The following is a 17,980-nucleotide window of genomic DNA, read 5'->3' on the forward strand; positions in this document are numbered from 1 at the left end:
TTGTTCAGTCGATGGCGATGCTCGTCGCGCGCTGGGCCAGCCAGACCGCGAACAGCGGTACGGCGACGGCCAGCGCCATGATCCACCAACTGTCGGCGAGGGTGACCGCGCGATAGAGCGCCGCGCCAATGACCGCGCCCGCGACGATCCAGCCCGGACCGGTGCCCGCCGACACGCGCATCGCGAGCCAGCCGCCCGCAAAACTGCCGATGAACCAGCCGGCAATGAGCGAGATCGTCGATCCGATGGGGATCAGGATTTCGCCGCTGTCCGGATCGTAAACGTCAGGGGAAATTTCGCTGCCGGCATATTGCGCGAGCCAGAGCAGTCCGAAAGCGACGACGATGCCGATGATTGCGGAAATTGCCGATCGCAAAATAGTCTTGGTCATAATTCCCGCGCCCTCGCAAACCCTCTTATGCGAGCGTCTTAGCGCAGGAGAGCGAAGATGGCGTTAAGCTTTTTCCATGACCTTGGGCAAGGCATGGAACGCCGTGCTTTCGAAGCCCTCGACCATCAGTTTCGCGACATATTCGCCGACCGCGGCGGGGTTCTTTATGCTCTGCGGATCCTCGCCGGGGTAGGCGCGCGCGCGCATCTGGGTGCGCGTGCCGCCGGGGTCGAGGATCGCGGTGCGGACGCCCGAGATATTGCGCATTTCGGCGCCATAGCTCGTCACCAGCGTCTCGAGCGCCGCCTTCGATGCGGCATAGGCGCCCCAATAGGCGCGCGGCTCGCGCGCGACGCCGCTCGACAGCGCGACCAGCCGGCCGTTTGCGGCACGGCGGAGCAGCGGGTCGAAATTGGCGATCAGCGCCTGTTGCGCGATCAGGTTGAGCGTCAGCGTCTTGTTGAATTCCTTGCCGTCGATTGCCGCGACCGGGGTCAGCGTGCCGAGCATCGCGGCGTTGAGCACGAGCATGTCGAGCTGCTGCCAGCGTTCGGCCATCGCGCTTGCGAGCCGCGCGATGCTGTCGCCATCGGTGAGGTCGAGCGGCGCGATCGTCGCGCTGCCGCCGGCGGCGTGGATGCGATCTTCGAGCTCCTCGAGCCCGCCCGCGGTGCGCGCGGTGATCACGACATGCGCGCCTCGGGCGGCGAGCGATTCGGCGATGGCTTCGCCGATGCCACGGCTCGCCCCGGTGACGAGCGCGACCTGGCCCGCCAGTTCTTCAGACGTCATATTCATTGTGTCAGACAACTCGTTCGGCAAGCAGCGAAAATTGATCTTCCAGGCCATGCTCGTCGAAATCGGTCAGCGTGGTCGGATAGTCGCCCGTGAAGCAGGCGTCGCAATATTGCGGCGCGTTCTGCTTCCGCTCGGCTTCGCCGAGTGCCCGGTAAAGGCCGTCGATGGTCAGAAAGGCGAGGCTGTCGGCATTGATGAAGTTCGCCATCTGCCCGACGCTCATTTGTGCCGCGAGCAGCTTGGCGCGTTCCGGCGTATCGACGCCATAGAAGCAGCTGTGCTGGGTCGGCGGGCTCGCGATGCGCATATGCACTTCGGCGGCACCGGCATCGCGCATCATCTGCACGATCTTGAGGCTCGTCGTGCCGCGCACGATCGAATCGTCGATTAGCACGATACGCTTGCCCGCGATCAGCGCGCGGTTGGCGTTGTGCTTCAGCTTGACACCCAGATGGCGGACCTTGTCGCCCGGCTGGATGAAGGTGCGTCCGACATAGTGCGAACGGATGATGCCGAGTTCGAACGGAATGCCCGATTCCTGCGCATAGCCGATCGCCGCGGGCGTGCCCGAATCGGGGACGGGGATGACGAGGTCGGCGTCGACCGGATTTTCGCGCGCGAGTTCGGCGCCGATCGCCTTGCGCACCGAATAGACGCTCGTGCCGTCGACGATCGAATCGGGACGCGAGAAATAGACATATTCGAAGATACACGGGCGCGCCGACTGCTCGGCAAAGGGGCGGTGCGAGGTCAGCTGGCCGTCGCGGACGATCACCAGCTCCCCGGGCTCGACCGAGCGGACGAATTCGGCGCCGACCACGTCGAGCGCCACCGTTTCCGACGCCAGGATATGCGCATCGCCGAGCTTGCCGATGACGAGCGGGCGGATGCCGAGCGGATCGCGGCAGCCGATCATGCCTTCGGCGGTCAAACAGATTAGCGAATAAGCGCCCTCGACCTGCTTCAGCGCGTCGATGAAGCGGTCGAGCAAAGAGCGGTAGTTCGACGTCGCAACGAGGTGGATGATCACCTCGGTATCGCTGGTCGACTGGAAGATCGATCCGCGACGGACGAGCACCTTCTTCAAAGCCGCAGCGTTGGAGATGTTGCCGTTGTGCGCCACCGCGAAGCCGCCGGTCGACAAATCGGCATAGAGCGGTTGGACGTTGCGAAGCGCGGTCTCGCCCGTCGTCGAATAGCGGACATGGCCAACCGCCGACGGGCCGTCGAGCTGACGGATGATCTCGTCGCGATCGAAATTGCCCGCGACATGGCCCATCGCGCGATGGGTATGGAAATCCTTGCCGTCGAAGGCGGTGATGCCTGCGGCTTCCTGCCCGCGGTGCTGCAGGGCGTGCAGCCCCAGCGCGACAACCGCGGAAGCGCTATCGGCGCCATGAATACCAAATACGCCGCACTCCTCGCGGAGTTTGTCGTCGTCGAAAGGGTGGGTCGTCAGCATGTCGATCCAAGGGGGAAGGGGGACTGCGGCGCATATAGGGAGGGCGATCACAAATGTCGCCCCCTAATCACGATATTGTCATATGCATGGCAAGGGACGGGGTGGCAGCGGCTTCGATCCTGCTCTAAAGCGCGCTTCATGGATGACCAGCGCGACACGACCGACCGATTTCTTCCGCGTTTCGACGCCGCGGGGCTGGTGACGGCGATCGTCACCGACGCCGACACACACGTCCTGCTGATGGTCGCGCATATGAACGAAGAGGCGATCGCAAAAACGCGCGATACGGGGCAGGCGCATTTCTGGTCGCGCTCGCGGGCGTCGCTGTGGCGCAAGGGCGAAACCTCGGGTAACGGCCTGACGCTCGTCGAGATGCGCGTCGATTGCGATCAGGACGCGCTGCTGCTGCGCGTAAGGCCCGCGGGGCCGGCGTGCCATACCGGACGCCGCTCGTGCTTCTATCGCCGCATCGAGGCGGATGGCAGCCTGACCTTTCTGGTGGACGATGCGCAGGGCTGAAATCCTTTTGGCGCTGACGGCGATGCTGCTCGCCGGCTGCGAGCGGGCCGATCCCAATTCCGACCGCAAGGGGGTCGACGCGAGCAATCCGCTCGAGCTCACGGCGCGCGAGCGGGGTATCGTGCGTCCCGATGCTGACTCGCCGACCGGCGTGTTCGAGCGCCGGCACGACCTTGGCCGCGACGCGATGTGCGTCGCTCCCGACAGCGCCGGGAAGTGGCGCTTCGCGGTCACCGCGTCCTTCGGGACGAGCCTGTCCTGCCTCGCGACCGGAACGATGACGCGCGAGGGCGGCAAGTGGCGGATGCGTTTCGCCGGCGCGGAAGGCTGCGAGGCGCTGGTCCACGAGGAAGAGGATGAGCTGCGCCTCCCCGGACGCCTGCCGCCGCAATGCGCGCGGCTGTGCCCGAACCGCGCCTCGCTTTCGGGCCTGCGCCTGCCGCGCGCGAGCTGGTCCGCCGATGATGCCAGGGGCTTGCGGATCAGCGATCGACACGGCAATATCACGCGTCCCTGTGCGGGCTGACCCGCGCCGAAATCGCCCCATCCGGCGCTATTGACGTTCACGTCAACGGAAACTAGTTTCAACGGCATGACCGACCCTTACGGCCACGCCCATATCGACACGCCCGATCATCTGGGGCGCGAGCAATTCAGCATCACCGACTTGTCGACCGAGTTCGGGGTTACCGCCCGCGCGCTGCGCTTCTATGAGGACGAGGGTTTGATCAGCCCGTCGCGCAAGGGCCTGTCGCGTATCTATTCGAAGCGCGATCGCGCCCGGCTCGCGTGGATATTGCGCGCAAAGCGGACGGGGTTCAGCCTCGCTGACATTCGCGAAATGATCGACCTTTACGACGTCGGCGACGGCCGCAAATTGCAGCGCCAGGTGACGATCGAAAAATGCGAAGAGCGCATCGCGCTGCTTCGCCGCCAGCGCGACGATATTGACAGCGCTGTAGATGAGCTGTCACGCTTCATCGATATGGTGAAGAAAGTCGATGCGGCCTGATAGGCCGCGCGGCTACTGACCCTCTGCCTCTCCCCAGGCAAGTTTGACACGCCAGAACTGCTTTTCAGAAGGATTTCCCATGCCCGTCTATCGCGCCCCTGTGCAGGACACTCTTTTCCTCCTCAACGACGTGCTCGGCGTCGAGCGCTATGCAAACCTCCCCGGCTTCGCCAATGCGACACCGGACATGATCGAGGCGGTGCTGACCGAGGCGGGGAAATTCTGCGAGGAAGTGCTGTTCCCGATCAACCAGTCGGGTGACCTCGAGGGTTGCACGCGCCACGACGATGGCAGCGTCACGACGCCGAAGGGCTTCAAGGAAGCCTATAAGGCCTATTGCGAAGCGGGCTGGACGCTGCTGACCCAGCCCGAGGAATTCGGCGGACAGGGGCTGCCGCATGTCGTGGGTTTCCCGGTCGAGGAATATCGCATGGCGGCGAACCAGGCCTTTGCAATGTATCCCGGACTGACGCAGGCAGCCGTCGCCGCGATCCTCGTCAAGGGATCGGAGGAGCAGAAGGCGACCTATGTCCCGAAGATGATCTCGGGCGAATGGGGCGGGACGATGAACCTGACCGAGCCGCATTGCGGCACCGACCTCGGCCTCATCCGCACGCGCGCGGTGCCGAACGGCGACGGCAGCTATGACGTCACAGGCACGAAGATTTTCATTTCGTCGGGTGAGCACGACCTGACCGGCAACATCATTCATCTCGTCCTCGCAAAGACCCCTGACGCGCCCGACAGCGTCAAGGGCATCTCGCTGTTCATCGTGCCCAAGTTCCTCGTCAACGAAGACGGCTCGCCTGGTGAGCGTAACAGGCTGCAGTGCGGGTCGATCGAGCACAAGATGGGCATCCATGCCAATTCGACCTGTGTGATGAATTATGACGGGGCAAAGGGCTGGATGGTCGGCGAGGAGAACAAGGGGCTCGCCGCCATGTTCGTGATGATGAACGCCGCGCGCCTCGGCGTCGGCATTCAGGGTCTGGGGCAGGCCGACATCGCCTTCCAGAACGCCGTCCAATATGCGCAGGACCGCCGCCAGGGCCGTGCGCTGACCGGTCCGAAGGACCCGCAGGAAAAGGCCGACCCGCTGTTCGTCCACCCCGATGTGCGCCGCATGCTGATGGACGGCAAGGCGACGGTGGAGGGGCTGCGCGCGCTGTGCCTGTGGGGCGCGCTCCAGGTTGACCTGTCGCATCTCGCGGAAACCGAGGAAGAGCGCCAACAGGCCGACGATCTCGTCAGCCTGCTTACCCCGGTGATCAAGGGCTATGGCACCGACAAGGGCTATGACGTCGCGACGAATGCGCAGCAGGTGTTCGGTGGCCATGGCTACATCGAGGAACAGGGCATGAGCCAATATGTCCGCGATGCCCGCATCACGATGATCTACGAAGGCGCCAACGGCGTCCAGGCGATGGACCTCGTCGGCCGCAAGCTCGCGCAGAACGGCGGCCGCGCGATTCAGTCACTGTTCGCTATCGTCGATACCGAATGCGCCGCGGCAAAGGATCGTCCGGCATTGGCCGATTTCGCGGTCCGGCTCGAAAAAGCGAATGGCGAACTGAAGGCCGCGACGATGTGGTTCATGCAGAATGGTATGGCGAACCCCAATAATGTCGGCGCGGGCGCGCACCATTATATGCACATCACGGGCATCGTCGCATTGGGCCTGATGTGGCTGCGCATGGCCGAGGCGGCGCAGGTGGCGTTGGACGAAGGGCGCGGGAACAAGGACTTCCTCGAAGCCAAGATCGTGACCGCGCGCCACTTCGGCGAGCGCTTCCTGCCCGATGCGGGATCGCTCCGCCGCAAGATCGAGGCGGGCAGCGAGGCGATGATGGCGCTGACGCCCGAGCAATTCTTCGCCGCCTGAGGTGCCGCCGATGCAACCATCGCCGCCGCCAAGCGTGTCGGCGGCGATGGGGAATATCGCGCCGATCGTTGTAGAGGGCCGCAACTGCTGGCGGATCGAACGTGCCAACAAAGCGCGGATGATCGTCGATGCCGCCGATTATTTCGCGCTGCTCGAAGTGCTGATGGCGAAAGCGGAAGAGCGTATCCTGCTGATCGGCTGGGATTTCGATCCGCGTATCGCGCTGAAGCCCGATAAAGACGGCAAGGGCGAACCACTCGGCCACTATCTGCTGAAGCTCGCGCAGGACAAGCCCGAGCGCGACATCGATATCCTGCGCTGGAATTTCGGTGGGCTCAAACAGTTCGTGGTGCCGCGCATCGTGTCGATGATCGTGCGTTGGAAACTGACGCGCTCGATCAGCTTCCGCCTCGACAGCGCGCATCCGGTTGGGTGCAGCCACCATCAGAAGGTCGCGGTGTTCGACGACCATCTTGCCGTGTGCGGCGGGATCGACGTGGGCGCGCGCCGCTGGGACACGCGCGATCACAAGGATGGCGACACGCACCGCACCGCGCCCGACGGCAAGGCCTATATGCCCTGGCACGACAGCACGATGATTCTGGCCGGACCGGTGGGCGGTGCGCTCGCCGATCTCGGCAACGAGCGCTGGCAGCGCGCGACGAAAAAGCCTCTCCGCGATCTGACAGGCAAGGGAGAGAATTGGCCCGACGACCTCGAACCCGATTTCGAGGGCGTCGACGTTGCCATCTCGCGCACGCGCGCCGAATATGACGGCTACGGCGAAATCCGCGAGATCGAACAGCTTTACCTCGACATGATCGCGGCGGCGAAGCGCTTCATCTATTTCGAAAATCAATATTTCACCTGCGGCAAGATCGCCGCCGCGATCGCCGAGCGGTTGAACGAGGATGATCCACCCGAATTCGTGATGGTGATGCCCGAAACCGCCGACGGCTGGCTCGAGCAGATGGCGATGGACGCCGCGCGCGTGCAACTCGTCCGCGAAATCGCGAAGGCGAAACATGGCGATCGGCTGAAAGTCTATTTCCCCCGGACGAGGAAGGGCGAGGCCATCTATGTCCACGCCAAGACCGCGGTGGTAGACGATCGGATGATCCGCGTCGGATCCGCCAATATGAACAATCGCTCGATGGGGCTCGACAGCGAATGCGATGTGACGATCGACGCCGCGCTGCCCGCGAATGCCGGCGTCGAGCCGGTCATCCGCCGCTTGCGCGAATCGCTGATCGGCGAACATCTGGACATCGACCCGGCCGAGGTTAGCCGCCGTTTCGAGGCGACGGGGTCATTGATCGCGACGATCGAGGCGTTTCGCGGCGAAGGCCGTTCGCTCGAACTGCTCGACCTGACCAAGCCGGGGCCGTTCGACGAATTCATCGCCGAGAATGAACTGCTCGATCCGACGAGCCCCGACGAGATGTTCGAAAGCCTGACCGAGCGCGGGCTAAGGAAAAGCTGGCATCGCGGTCGCGGCTGGATGCGGCGGCATCGGCCCTTTCGGCGGAAGGCTTAGTCGGCCAGCGACAGGATGTGATGCGCCTGCTTCAAATGCGGCGCGTCGACCATCTTCCCATCGACCTGGAGCACGCCGACACCGGGGTTGGCCGCAAAGGCATCGATGATCGCCTGTGCTCGCGCCACCTCGTCGGCCGAGGGTGTGAAGGCGGCGTTGATCGGCCCGACCTGCGACGGGTGGATCGCCATCATGCCGGTAAAGCCATCGCGCCGCGCGCGGGCGGCATAGGAGGCGAGGCCTTCCTCGTCCTTGATCGCCGGGAACACGGTGTCGATCGCGGCGGTGTTCGCGCCATGCGCAGCGAACAGGGTCAGCGCGCGCGCCATTTCATAGGGCGCGGTGTAGCTTCCGTCGTCGTGCCGGCTCGTCGCTGCACCGATCGCGGCGGGCAGGTCCTCGGCGCCCCAGGTCAGGCCGAGCAGGCGGTCCTTCACTTCGCGGTAGCTGCCGAGCGTGAAGATCGCCGCGGGAGTCTCGGTCGCGATCGGCAGGATTGCGGGCATCGAGGCGTCCCGCGCCGCTTCGCTGCGCAGGATCGTGTCGAGCTGCTGGATACTCGGCGCGCCTTCGGCCTTGGGCAGCATGATCGCGTCGGGACGGGCGCCGGCGATCGCGACAACGTCGGCGGCGGTCATGTGGCCGTCGAGCGGATTGACGCGCACCAGCGTGATCACGTCCCGCTCCCCGGCAAGATAGTCGGCAACCGCGTGACGCGCCGCGTCCTTGTTCGCGAGCGAAACCGAATCCTCAAGGTCGAGGATGATCGCATCGGCACCCGACGCCGCGGCCTTGGCGAAACGTTCGGGCCGGTCGCCGGGGACGAAGAGAAGGGAACGAAGTCGCATCAGTTGGCCTTCCGCTGGACAAGGGCAGAACGCTCGCATTGGCACACTAGTTCATCGCGCTGGTTGATACAGCGATGGAGGAAGGTCACGATGCCCGCGTTGGGGCGCGATTTCGACTCTTTCAGGCTGATGACTTCGCTCTCGGCGCGGAGCGTATCGCCGATGAACACCGGCTTCGGCATGACGAGCTTGTCATAACCCAAATTCGCGACGAGCGTGCCAAGCGTCGTGTCGCCGACCGACAACCCGACCATCAGGCTGAAGGTGAAGGTGCCGTTGACGAGGATCTGCCCGAACTCCGACGCCTTCGCCGCCTCGATATCGAGGTGCAGCGGCTGCGGATTGTGGGTCATCACCGTGAAGAGAAGATTGTCCGTCTCGGTCACCGTGCGACGGATGTCGTGCGTCAGCGTGTCGCCGATTGCCCATTCGTCGAAATATTTGCCGGCCATTATGCTTCGTCCTTCTCGATCAGGGCGAGCAGCGCCTCGACCTGCACCTGCGAACCCGCAACTGCGTTGAGCTCGGCGACAATGCCATCGAACGGCGCGGTCAGGCTATGTTCCATCTTCATCGCTTCGAGCGTGAGCAATTTCTGCCCCTTGGTCACTTTGTCGCCCGCGGCGACATCGACCGCGATGACCTTGCCCGGCATGGGCGACAGAATCGCGCCGTCGCCCGCGGCGCCGCCGGCGCTGCCCTCGGCGCGCCAGGGTGCGAGCTGCCAGACCGAACCGCCCTCGGCAACGAGCATCGCGGGCGCGGGCTCTTCGGCGCCCGGGCCGTGCAGTTCGACCTCGACGCGCTTGCCGTCGAGCAGGAAGGGGGACGAGCGTATATCGGATGCATTGAGGCGGAAGCCCGATTGCAGCGAGCGCGGCACCATCGCCATCGCGGCGTTGGTGAGCGCTTGCGCGCTCGGCACCGGTTCCTCGGTCATCGCATCGCCGTCGCGGCCGATGAGGCCCGTATCGACCGTGCCCGCGATGAAATCGGGATGGTCGAGGGCGTTGATCAGGAAGGCCGAATTGGTCTTTACCGGCCAGATCGCGCTGTCCTCAAGCATCTCCGACAGCAATTCGCGCGCTTCCTCGCGCTCCTCGCCCCAGGCGATCACCTTGGCGATCATCGGGTCGTAGAAGGGCGAGACCTCGGCGCCTTCATAGACGCCCGTATCGACGCGGCCGATCTGTTCGGGAAGCTGAAAGAGTTCGAGCGTGCCGATGCTCGGCAGGAACCCCTTGGCGGGGTCTTCGGCATAAAGCCGCGCTTCCATCGCCCAGCCGTTGATCGCGAGTTCGTCCTGCGCGAGCGGGATCGGCTCGCCGCTCGCGACGCGAAGCTGCCATTCGACGAGATCGACGCCGGTGATCTCCTCGGTGACCGGATGCTCGACCTGCAGGCGCGTGTTCATTTCCATGAACCAGATGCGGTCGGCGCGGAGGCCTTCCGATGCGTCGGCGATGAACTCGATCGTCCCCGCGCCGACATAGTCGACCGCCTTCGCGGCGCGCACCGCCGCGGCGCAGAGGTCGGCGCGCGTCGCCTCGTCCATACCGGGGGCGGGGGCTTCCTCGATCACCTTCTGGTGGCGGCGCTGGAGCGAGCAGTCGCGTTCGAACAGGTGGACGACATTGCCGTGCGTGTCGCCGAACACCTGCACCTCGATATGGCGCGGAGTCAGGATATACTTCTCGATCAGCACATGGTCGTTGCCGAATGACGATGCCGCCTCGCGCTGGCACGAGGCGAGCGCGTCGAGAAAATCGGCTGGGGCGTCGACCTTGCGCATCCCTTTGCCGCCGCCGCCCGCGACCGCCTTGATGAGGACGGGGTAGCCGATCTGCGCGGCCTGTTCGGCGAGGAAGGCCGGATCCTGATTTTCGCCCATATAGCCCGGCGTGACCGGCACGCCCGCATCAGCCATCAGCTTCTTCGCGGCGTCCTTCAACCCCATAGCGGTGATCGAAGACGGCTTCGGCCCGACCCAAACGAGCCCGGCATCGGCGACCGCCTGCGCAAACTCGGCATTCTCGGAGAGGAAGCCATAGCCCGGATGGATCGCCTCGGCGTCCGTCGCCTTCGCGGCGGCGATGATCTTCTCGCCAACCAGATAGGATTCGCGCGCCGGCGACGGCCCGATATGCACGGCCTCGTCGGCCTCGCGCACATGCAGCGCTTTCGCATCGGCGTCCGAATAGACCGCAACGGTGCGTATGCCCATCTCGCGCGCGGTGCGGATGATACGGCAGGCGATTTCGCCGCGATTGGCGATGAGGAGGGAAGTGATCATCATCATTACATCCTGAACACGCCGAACCCGCGGTCCTCGACCGGGGCGTTCAGCGTTGCCGCGAAGGCTAGCCCAAGCACGTCGCGCGTCTGGGCGGGGTCGATGATGCCGTCGTCCCAGAGGCGCGCGGTCGCGTGGTAGGGATTGCCCTCATCCTCATATTTCTGGCGGATCGGCGCCTTGAAGGCTTGAGCCTCTTCCGGCGTCCATTTGTCGGCGTCGCGGTGGACGGTCGCCAGTACCGATGCCGCCTGTTCGCCGCCCATCACGCTGATCCGCGCATTGGGCCAGGTGAAGAGGAAGCGGGGGCTGTAGGCGCGTCCGCACATGCCGTAGTTGCCTGCGCCGAAGCTGCCGCCGATCAGCACGGTAATCTTCGGCACCGTCGCGGTTGCCACGGCCGTCACCAGCTTTGCACCATGTTTTGCAATGCCTTCGGCCTCATATTTGCCGCCGACCATGAAGCCGCTGATATTCTGGAGGAAGAGCAGGGGAATGCGCCGCTGCTGCGCGAGCTCGATGAAATGCGCGCCCTTGACCGCGCTTTCGCTGAAGAGCACGCCATTGTTCGCAAGGATCGCGACCGGAATGCCCCAGATATGCGCGAAGCCGCAGACGAGCGTGCTCCCGTAATTCGCCTTGAATTCGTGAAACTCGCTGCCGTCGACGATGCGCGCGATTACCTCGTGCACATCATAGGGGGCGCGGACGTCATCAGGGACGACGCCGTAAAGCTCTTCGCCATCATATTTGGGAGGGCGCGGATCTTTAAGCGCAATCTCGAAACCCTTGTCCTCGCCGAGGTGGCTGACGATGTCGCGAACGATCGTCAGCGCATGTTCGTCATTCTCGGCGAGATGGTCGACGACGCCCGACTTTTTCGCGTGCAGGTCGCCGCCGCCGAGGTCCTCGGCGCTGATTTCTTCGCCCGTCGCGGCCTTCACCAGCGGCGGGCCGGCAAGGAAGATCGTGCCCTGGTTGCGCACGATCACCGTCTCGTCCGACATCGCGGGGACATAGGCGCCGCCCGCGGTACAACTCCCCATCACGCAGGCGATCTGCGGGATGCGCTTGGCACTCATATTCGCCTGGTTGAAGAAGATGCGCCCGAAATGGTCGCGGTCGGGAAACACTTGGTCCTGATGCGGCAGGTTCGCGCCGCCGCTGTCGACGAGGTAGATGCAGGGCAGGCGGTTCGCCTCGGCAATCTCCTGCGCGCGCAGATGCTTCTTGACCGTCATCGGATAGTAAGTGCCGCCCTTCACCGTCGCATCGTTGCAGACGACCATGCACTGGCGCCCCGACACGCGGCCGATCCCGCAGATCAGCCCCGCGCCGGGCACTTCGCCGTCGTAGAGGTCGTTCGCCGCGAGCTGGCCGATTTCGAGGAAGGGCGAGCCCGGATCGAGCAATCGCTCGACGCGCTCGCGCGGCAGCAGCTTGCCGCGGCTCCTATGCCGCTCTCGCGACTTTTCGTTGCCGCCGAGCGCAGCTTCGGCGACCGCCGTCCGCAGCGCGTCGGTCAGCGCGCGATTATGCGCGCTGCGCGTGCGATATTCGTCGCTGTCCGCGTTGATATTCGTGCCGAGAACCGGTGCGCTCACTGTATCGTCTCTCCCTGTAGCCCGTTCGGAACTAACCCGCCGCTCGTCGATTGAAAAGCGCAGCAGGCCGAAAATGGTTGGAATTGAAACCGGATTTTCCCACGCGTCGGCCGCCTGCCTATCCGTGACAAAACAAGGTCATTTCCATGAAAAAAGCTGTCTTCGCCGTCCTCCTGTCCACCGCCGCCGTTCTCGCGGGGCCCGTCGCCTGCAGCAGCGGCAAGGATAGCTCCGCCGCTTACACGGTCGGCACCGATATCGGGATCGGCAAGGCAGCGATGGACACGAGCGCCAAGCCCGGCGACGACTTTTACGCCTATGCCAACGGGAATTGGGACAAGGCGAATGAAATTCCCGCCGACCGCTCGTCGATCGGTGCTTTTTACGTCGCGCAGCTCGAGACCGAAAAGCGCAACCGCGAACTGATCGGCGCGATCGTCCAGCAGGGCGGCGAGCCGGGGACCAACGACGGCCGCATCGCGGCATTCTACAAGGCTTACACCGATGTGAAGGCGATCGACGCCGCGGGCATGAAGCCCGTCGCCGCCGACCTCGCGCGCTTCGCCGCGATTACCGACAAGACCGCGTTGTCGAAGGTCCTCGGCGAACAGCTCCGCGCCGACGTCGATCCGCTCAACGCCACCGACTTCCAGACCGAAAATCTGTTCGGCGTGTTCGTAACGCAGGGACTCGCGACGCCGGGCGAAGTGATCCCCTATCTGTTGCAGGGCGGGCTCGGTATGCCCGAGCGCGAATATTATCTGTCGGCCGATCCCAAGATGGCGAGCATTCGTACTGCCTATCAGGACTATATCGCCAAGCTGCTGACCGCCGCCGGGCAGAGCGACGCCGCGGCGAAGGCGAAGCGCATCTATGACCTCGAGGTCAAGATCGCCAAGGCCCACGCGACGCGTGAGCAGAGCGAGGATTTCACCAAGTCGGCTGACGTCTGGGCCAAGGCCGATTTCGCCAAGAAGGCGCCCGGCATCGACTGGCCCGCGTTCATGAGCGCCGCCAAGCTTGAGGGCGCCACAAAGTTCGGCGCCTATCATGCGAAAGCGATCACCGGCCTGTCGGCGCTCGTGGCGTCCGAACCGCTCGACGCCTGGAGGGACTGGCTTGCCTTCCACCAGATCAACAGTCACGCCGACGTGCTGCCGAGCGCAATCGATAGCGCGCATTTCGCTTTCTATGGCACGACGCTCTCCGGCACGCCGCAGCAGCGCAGTCGCGAAAAGCGCGCGCTCGACGCGCTGGACACCTATCTCGGCGACGAGGTGGGCAAGGCCTATGCCGACAAATATTTCCCCGCCTCGGCCAAGGCCGAAGTCGGCGACATGGTGAAGAACATCAAGGCCGCCTTCGCGACGCGCGTGAACGGCATCGACTGGATGGCGCCCGAAACCAAGAAGGAAGCGATCAAGAAGGTCGAGACCATTGCAGTGGGCGTCGGCTACCCCGACAGCTGGCGCGACTATGGCAGCTACACGGTCAGCGCGTCCGACGCCTATGCGAACGAGGTCGCGGGACAGAAGGCCGAATATGCGCACCAACTCGCCAAGATCGGCAAGCCGATGGACAAGGGCGAATGGTGGATGATTCCGCAGACCGTCAACGCGGTGAACCTGCCCGTCCAGAACGCCCTGAACTTCCCCGCCGCGATCCTTCAGCCGCCCTTCTTCAATGCCAAGGCCGACCCGGCGTTCAACTATGGCGCGATCGGCGCGGTGATCGGGCATGAGATCAGCCACAGCTTTGACAATAATGGCGCGGCGTTCGATTCGACCGGCGCGCTGCGCAACTGGTGGACCCCGGCGGATCTGGCGAAGTTCGACGCCGCGGGCGATGCGCTTGCCGCGCAGTTCGACACCTACAAGCCGTTTCCCGATCTGGCGGTCAACGGCAAGCTCACGCTCGGCGAGAATATCGCCGACGTGGCCGGGCTTCAGGCGGCGTACGATGCGTATCGCGCCTCGCTCGGGGGCAAGGAAGCGCCGGTGATCGACGGCTTCACCGGCGACCAGCGCTTCTTCATCGCCTATGCGCAGACCTGGGCGACCAAGATGCGCGCCGAGGCGCTCCGCGCGCGCGTCGCGACCGACGGCCATGCACCGGGCATGTACCGCGCGCTGACGGTGCGCAACCTCGACGCCTGGTACAAGGCATTTGATGTCAAGGAAGGCGACAAGCTCTACCTCGCGCCCGACAAGCGCGTGCGCGTCTGGGGTTAAGTCAACCTCGTCATTGCGAGCGTAGCGGGCCGAAGGTGGCCGTAGGCCAACCAATCCAGGGCGGTTTACGCCCGCTCTGGATTGCCGCGTCGCTTCGCTCCTCGCAATGACGCTATTCATCTGACGTCCCTTCGTCGTCAGGCTTCTTGAGGATAAGGTAACGATAGACGCCGATCGCGTTGATGATCAGCAGCGCGATATTCTGCCATCCGATGCCTTCGCTATCGGGTTGCAGAAAACCCCATGCGATCAGTGCAATGCTGCTCGTCACGAAGATAACGAATGCCCAGCCGGTCCAGCGCCGCCCGAGGTTGAGCGACACCACCAGCGCCGCGAGCGTCGCCGCGCCCGCGCCGTAATATTGCAGGACGGTCAGAAGCGTGTCGCTCACTGGCCGGTCGATCCGAAAGCGAATTCGAGCTTCAGCCCGTCGGGATCGGCGAAGAAGACCGCATAATAGGTTGGCCCATAGCGGGGATAATCTGCGGGCGCATCGAGCACTTCTGCATCGATGTCGCGCAGCAAGGCATGAAGCGCATCGACATCGTCCCGGCTCTCCGCGGTCCATGCAAGATGATGCAAACCCGGCGAATAGCGGTCATGCGTGCGCTTGGCTCCCTCGCCGCGGGCCTCGATAATGCCGATCGAATGAAAGGGTTCGCCCTCGCGATCCCAATCGCTGCCATGATCATGGTCCGCCGAACGCCGATAACCGAGAAAGCCGAGCACCGCGTCATAAAAGCGGCGCGACCGCTCCCTGTCGGTGACCGTCAGGTCGATATGATGGACAAGCCCGCGCACGCTCATGCCAACGCGCCGATCAGGGCAAGGATGCCGGCGCCGCTGAGCGCTGGCCACGCGATATGGCGGCCTTTGGTATAGGCGGCGTCGAACAGGCCCGTGGCAAGCCAGCTCAGGCCGATCACGATAAGGAGCTGCTTCGGCGTTCCGGGCCATGCGACCGCCGCCGCCGAAATCAGCATCAGCACCGCCGTGGCATGCCATGCGAACCGAATGATGCGGCGCGTCAGCGCGTCGGACAGCGGGCCTTCGCGGCGCCGCAGCAACGGCACGATCAGTCGTCGATAACCCAAAACCGAATGAACTCCGGCCGTCGTCACCATGAAGGCGGCCGACAGCCAGAGCCAGATCACGCCCCCGCGCCGATCAGCTCGCGGCCGATCAGCATGCGGCGGATTTCGTTGGTGCCCGCGCCGATGTCGAGCAGCTTGGCGTCGCGCCAATAACGCTCGACCGGCCAGTCCTTGGTATAGCCCGCGCCGCCGAGGGCCTGGATAGCTTCGCCCGCGACCTTCACCGCATTTTCGCTGGCAAGCAGGATGCAGCCCGCGGCGTCGAAGCGCGTCGTCTGCCCCGCGTCGCACGCCTTGGCGACATTGTAGACATAGGAACGCGCCGACTGGAGCATGACATACATGTCGGCGACCTTTGCCTGCATCAGCTGGAACGATCCGATCGGCTTGCCGAACTGCTTGCGTTCGCGGACATAGGGAATGACGGTGTCGAGGCACGCCTGCATGATGCCGAGCTGGAGCCCCGCGAGCACGACGCGTTCATAATCGAGCCCCGACATCAGCACGCCGACCCCGCCATTTTCGGGGCCCATGACCTGTTCTTCGGACACTTCGCAGTCAGCGAAGACGAGCTCGGCGGTCGGGGAGCCGCGCATGCCGACCTTGTCGATCTTTTGCCCGATCGAAAACCCCGGCATGTCCTTTTCGATCAGGAAGGCGGTGATGCCGCGCGAACCGGCTTCGGGGCTCGTCTTTGCATAGACGACGAGCGTGTCGGCGTGGGTCGCATTGGTGATCCAGAATTTGGTGCCGTTGAGGACATAGCCGCCCTGCACCTTGTCGGCCTTCAGCTTCATCGACACGACATCGCTGCCCGCGCCCGCCTCCGACATCGCGAGGCTGCCGACATGCTCGCCTGAAATCAGCTTCGGCAGATATTTGGCCTTTTGCTCGGCATTCCCCCAACGGCGGATCTGGTTGACGCAAAGGTTCGAGTGCGCGCCATAGGAGAGGCCGATCGCGGCGCTGGCGCGGCTCACTTCCTCGACCGCGATCACATGTTCGAGATAGCCGAGGCCGAGGCCGCCGAACTCCTCCTCGACGGTGATGCCGTGCAGGCCGAGTTCGCCCATCTGCGTCCACAGCTCGTCGCGGGGGAACCAATCCTCCGCGTCGGCCTTGGCCGCGAGCGGGGCGATCTGTTCGTCGGCGAAGCGGGCGGTAGTTTCGCGGATCATGTCGGCGGTTTCACCGAGGGCGAAGTCGAAATCGGGGGTGGCGCGCATGGATTACCTGTCGATCGAGGGCCGGATGGTCCCAAGATAGTGCATCAAAATTCTAGCATATGGAAATTGAAAGCGCTCGCGGTTTGGCATAAGTAAAATCTATGATAAAACGCGCGCATATCCGGCAATTCCTCGCGGTCGTCGATGCGGGCAGCTTTACACAGGCCGCCTCGCGCATCCGCGTCACCCAACCGGCGCTATCGGCCGGGGTCGCCGAGCTGGAAAGGCTTGTCGGGACGCCGCTGTTCCTGCGCAATCGCCGGCAGATCCGCCTGACCGAGGCGGGCGGGCGCTTTCTGCCGATCGCGCGCGATCTCGACCGGGGATTCCGCGCGGCGGACGGCTTCGGCCGCGAAAGCGACCGGCACGCGTCCGAGCTGAAGCTGGGCGTTATCCGGTCGGTGCCCGGCGAGTTGTTGCAGGCGATCGTCGCGGCGCTGCGGCCGAGTTTTGCAATCGAGATCGTCGAAAACAGCGATGCCGAGCTTCGCGCCGCGCTGGGCAGCGCGCGCATCCATATGGCGATTGCCGGGCTTCGGCCCGGCGAGCGCGGCCATCCCGTCACCCCGCTCTATGATGAACCGCTGACGATGTTCATCGCCGCCGACCATCCGCTCGTCGGCCGGATCGAGGTCACGCCCGATGAACTCGCGGCCGAAACGATGATCGCGCGCCGCTCGTGCGAATTTCTGGACGCGACGAGCCGGTTCTTCACGCGCCACGGCGTGCGCCCGCGTTTTGCGCTGCGCAGCGAAAGCGACGAGCGATGCCTGCGGATGGTCGCCGCAGGCATCGGCATCACCACCGCGCCGGTGTCGCTGGCGATCGACGGGATTGTCCCGCTCAAGGTTGCGGGCTACGACTTTCGCCGCGAGCTGGGACTGATCGCCGATCCCGCCTGGGCCGCGCTGCCCGAAATCGCGCCGCGGCTGGCGCATGCGCGCGAGACGATCGGCGCGATTGCGGCCGAGTGGCGGCAGGCGAAGGTCGATGTCGCCACATAACGACCGGCCTCACAAGTCTGGCTTGCAGCGCCAAAAGGCCATACAGCTTGATCGCTTCATGGAGGGGCGGCAAGGGCGG

Annotated in this window: 18 protein-coding genes; 7 read left to right on the plus strand and 11 right to left on the minus strand. The window is 64.4% G+C overall.

The features are described 5' to 3' along the window. Positions 1-4 precede the first annotated feature (4 nt). The 3 genes from VSX79_RS07645 to purF all read right to left on the minus strand — a co-directional run bounded on the left by VSX79_RS07645 (position 5) and on the right by purF (position 2,651). Positions 5-391, minus strand: a complete 387-nt coding sequence (locus VSX79_RS07645) for a hypothetical protein (RefSeq protein WP_326915074.1) — start codon at positions 389-391, stop codon at positions 5-7. A gap of 63 nt (positions 392-454) precedes the next feature. After that, positions 455-1,183 carry an SDR family NAD(P)-dependent oxidoreductase gene (locus VSX79_RS07650; RefSeq protein ID WP_326915235.1) on the minus strand — a complete coding sequence of 243 codons (729 nt, stop codon included), beginning with the start codon at positions 1,181-1,183 and terminating at the stop codon, positions 455-457. Between the two features lie 10 nt (positions 1,184-1,193). Then, a complete protein-coding gene (gene purF, locus VSX79_RS07655; protein WP_326915075.1) occupies positions 1,194-2,651 on the minus strand; it encodes an amidophosphoribosyltransferase in 1,458 nt (485 codons plus the stop codon). A gap of 138 nt (positions 2,652-2,789) precedes the next feature. Between purF and hisI the strand changes: the two genes are divergently transcribed. From hisI to VSX79_RS07680, 5 genes are all read left to right on the plus strand, one after another. Beyond that, on the plus strand, positions 2,790-3,170 hold the full coding sequence (gene hisI, locus VSX79_RS07660; protein ID WP_326915076.1) for a phosphoribosyl-AMP cyclohydrolase: 381 nt from the start codon (positions 2,790-2,792) through the stop codon (positions 3,168-3,170). Then, positions 3,157-3,696 (plus strand): hypothetical protein, encoded by a 540-nt coding sequence (locus VSX79_RS07665; RefSeq protein WP_179496649.1) that lies wholly within the window; start codon positions 3,157-3,159, stop codon positions 3,694-3,696. The genes hisI and VSX79_RS07665 overlap by 14 nt, the downstream gene beginning before the upstream one ends. Before the next feature lie 66 nt (positions 3,697-3,762). Next, positions 3,763-4,182 (plus strand): MerR family transcriptional regulator, encoded by a 420-nt coding sequence (locus tag VSX79_RS07670; RefSeq protein ID WP_326915077.1) that lies wholly within the window; start codon positions 3,763-3,765, stop codon positions 4,180-4,182. 79 nt (positions 4,183-4,261) lie between these two features. Beyond that, a complete protein-coding gene (locus VSX79_RS07675) occupies positions 4,262-6,064 on the plus strand; it encodes an acyl-CoA dehydrogenase C-terminal domain-containing protein (protein WP_326915078.1) in 1,803 nt (600 codons plus the stop codon). A gap of 10 nt (positions 6,065-6,074) precedes the next feature. After that, complete coding sequence (locus VSX79_RS07680) at positions 6,075-7,601, plus strand: phospholipase D-like domain-containing protein (RefSeq protein ID WP_179496643.1); 1,527 nt, start codon at positions 6,075-6,077, stop codon at positions 7,599-7,601. Here the strand turns inward: VSX79_RS07680 and VSX79_RS07685 are convergent. From VSX79_RS07685 to VSX79_RS07700, 4 genes are read right to left on the minus strand one after another with little or no spacing between them, the layout of a single operon-like run. Continuing rightward, entirely contained in the window at positions 7,598-8,449 is an 852-nt protein-coding gene (locus tag VSX79_RS07685) for an HpcH/HpaI aldolase/citrate lyase family protein (protein WP_326915079.1), read from the minus strand. The two genes, VSX79_RS07680 and VSX79_RS07685, sit on opposite strands and share 4 nt — an antisense overlap. Next, complete coding sequence (locus VSX79_RS07690) at positions 8,449-8,901, minus strand: MaoC family dehydratase (protein WP_326915080.1); 453 nt, start codon at positions 8,899-8,901, stop codon at positions 8,449-8,451. Before VSX79_RS07690 ends, VSX79_RS07685 begins: the two co-directional genes overlap by 1 nt. Continuing rightward, positions 8,901-10,742, minus strand: a complete 1,842-nt coding sequence (locus VSX79_RS07695) for an acetyl-CoA carboxylase biotin carboxylase subunit (RefSeq protein WP_179497424.1) — start codon at positions 10,740-10,742, stop codon at positions 8,901-8,903. The genes VSX79_RS07690 and VSX79_RS07695 overlap by 1 nt, the downstream gene beginning before the upstream one ends. A gap of 5 nt (positions 10,743-10,747) precedes the next feature. Beyond that, complete coding sequence (locus VSX79_RS07700; RefSeq protein WP_179496637.1) at positions 10,748-12,346, minus strand: carboxyl transferase domain-containing protein; 1,599 nt, start codon at positions 12,344-12,346, stop codon at positions 10,748-10,750. Between the two features lie 146 nt (positions 12,347-12,492). Here VSX79_RS07700 and VSX79_RS07705 point away from each other — a divergent pair, with 146 nt between their 5' ends. Further along, entirely contained in the window at positions 12,493-14,577 is a 2,085-nt protein-coding gene (locus tag VSX79_RS07705; RefSeq protein ID WP_326915081.1) for a M13 family metallopeptidase, read from the plus strand. A gap of 112 nt (positions 14,578-14,689) precedes the next feature. Here VSX79_RS07705 and VSX79_RS07710 read toward each other — a convergent pair whose 3' ends face one another. From VSX79_RS07710 to VSX79_RS07725, 4 genes are read right to left on the minus strand one after another with little or no spacing between them, the layout of a single operon-like run. Next, positions 14,690-14,968: a hypothetical protein gene (locus VSX79_RS07710; protein ID WP_326915082.1), complete on the minus strand. Its 279-nt coding sequence runs from the start codon at positions 14,966-14,968 to the stop codon at positions 14,690-14,692. Next, on the minus strand, positions 14,965-15,384 hold the full coding sequence (locus tag VSX79_RS07715) for a VOC family protein (RefSeq protein WP_326915083.1): 420 nt from the start codon (positions 15,382-15,384) through the stop codon (positions 14,965-14,967). Before VSX79_RS07715 ends, VSX79_RS07710 begins: the two co-directional genes overlap by 4 nt. Then, positions 15,381-15,731 carry a hypothetical protein gene (locus VSX79_RS07720; RefSeq protein ID WP_326915084.1) on the minus strand — a complete coding sequence of 117 codons (351 nt, stop codon included), beginning with the start codon at positions 15,729-15,731 and terminating at the stop codon, positions 15,381-15,383. Before VSX79_RS07720 ends, VSX79_RS07715 begins: the two co-directional genes overlap by 4 nt. Beyond that, positions 15,728-16,897, minus strand: coding sequence for an isovaleryl-CoA dehydrogenase (locus VSX79_RS07725; protein ID WP_179496627.1), 1,170 nt, complete (start codon positions 16,895-16,897; stop codon positions 15,728-15,730). The genes VSX79_RS07720 and VSX79_RS07725 overlap by 4 nt, the downstream gene beginning before the upstream one ends. A gap of 101 nt (positions 16,898-16,998) precedes the next feature. On the opposite strand from VSX79_RS07725, the gene VSX79_RS07730 reads away from it, so the two are divergent. After that, positions 16,999-17,901, plus strand: coding sequence for a LysR family transcriptional regulator (locus VSX79_RS07730; RefSeq protein ID WP_179496625.1), 903 nt, complete (start codon positions 16,999-17,001; stop codon positions 17,899-17,901). Positions 17,902-17,980 lie beyond the last annotated feature (79 nt).

It is taken from the genome of Sphingopyxis chilensis (assembly GCF_035930445.1).
Taxonomy (GTDB): Bacteria; Pseudomonadota; Alphaproteobacteria; order Sphingomonadales; family Sphingomonadaceae; genus Sphingopyxis; species Sphingopyxis chilensis.